This is a genomic window from Holdemanella sp., from assembly GCF_056804935.1.
On the sequence record NZ_DBMEXE010000047.1, the window covers coordinates 5,065 to 6,756 of the forward strand.

Consider the following 1,692-nt stretch of genomic DNA (forward strand, 5'->3'; position numbering starts at 1 on the left):
CCATGGGACATGGAACGCTGCCAAATTCCTTACAAGCTAGAAACATTAGATTGGAACATACAATTAAACGATGATGAAGAATGGTGCTTCATGCTCAATCGCATGGACTACCTAAACTATCTGGTTCTTTCGGATCATATTGAATATGCCAAAACACTCATTTTAAACTGGATAGAAGCCCATCCAACAATTCAACCAGAACCAAGCACAAGAACACTCGATACAGGCATTCGTTTAATGAACTTCTTTGAAGCCCTACCTTATTTGTACGCAAACAGTTTATTAAGTGATGAAGAAATCACTACGATTGCCAAATCCATGTTGGATCAGTGTGCGTATTTAAAAGAGCATTACATTCCAAAATACATAACATCAAATTGGGGAAGCATTCAAACATGTGCTATGATCAGCATATTACCTATGATTGAAGAACAAAGTGATATCTATGCTTGGGCATTCAATGAATGGAAAAGACAAATCCAAGCACAAGTGTATCCAGATGGCATGCATTGGGAACAATCCACGATGTATCATATTGAAGTCTTAAATTACTGCATGAAAGCTATGTATTATTCAGAACAAGAATTGCCACAAATTCATGCTTTGGCTAGAGCCATCTTCTTACAGGCTACCCCTCATAAAGAAATTGAAACATTCGGGGATACAGATCGCAGTAATATTCAAGATGTCATGACACGTGCTAGCTTCTTATTTAATGAACCCACATGGAAGTCGATCGCATTTCATACTTTTGACATGGAATCTTTATATACATTAGGAGCTAAAAATGCCAAGATCTATCTGGAAATGCAAAGTACAGAATCTAACGAGCTTAACTTTGATGGAAAAGATAGCGGTATGTATACATCAAGGAGTTCTTGGAAAGAAGATGCTAACTTTACCATGTTTACTAACGGATCATTAGGCAGTGGACATGGACATAGCGATAACTTACATGTATCCATTTACTATAAGGGAAATCCTGTATGTATTGATGCAGGACGATTAACATATCGTGAAGATCATCCACTAAGAGTACACTTAAAATCTATGGCAAGTCATAATGGTGTGATTGTAGATGAACATTGCTCATGTGTACCTAAGGATAGTTGGGGATATGAAGATTTTGGTGTTCCATTAAAGAATTATGTCTATCATAAAGATGGCATTCACTACTATGAAGGTACACTATTAGGACATGATCCGTTACAGGTATGGACAAGAAAAGTGATTGTCCTTGATGTAGGTGTATGGATGATTGTTGATGAAGTAAAAGAAGATGGTAGCCATCATGCTGTTACACGTTTTCATTTAGATCCAGATGCTAGTGATTTAAAAGGTTTAAAAATTGTATCCAACATTCCATACACAAAGCATATTGAGCCATGTTCCCTTCGTTATAATGAAGAATTAGAGCATGATGTTTTATATTTTGAACAAGATTTCACGAATCATTTCGAACAATGCATTTGTTTTGTGGATAAAGCGATTGAAGCAAAAGATGATTTCGTTCTTCAAAACAACGATACAAAACTAGATAATACGATTGTACACACTAAAAAATTTATACTTTCAGAAGATGAATCTTATAGTGTAGCCATATTCCATAAGGAAATCTATAAAGGAAAGAAAGTATTATTCTTAGATGGTGAACCATTCCATTGCAAAGTATTTGTCGTACACAAGAAACAA

The 1,692-nt window shown here is 35.5% G+C and carries 1 protein-coding gene; it reads left to right on the forward strand.

Going from position 1 to position 1,692, the window contains the following annotated elements; all coding sequences use genetic code 11:
* Positions 1-1,692, forward strand: a 1,692-nt coding sequence (locus ACZQCL_RS03665) for an alginate lyase family protein (protein WP_482481867.1), incomplete at both ends; no start/stop codon positions are given.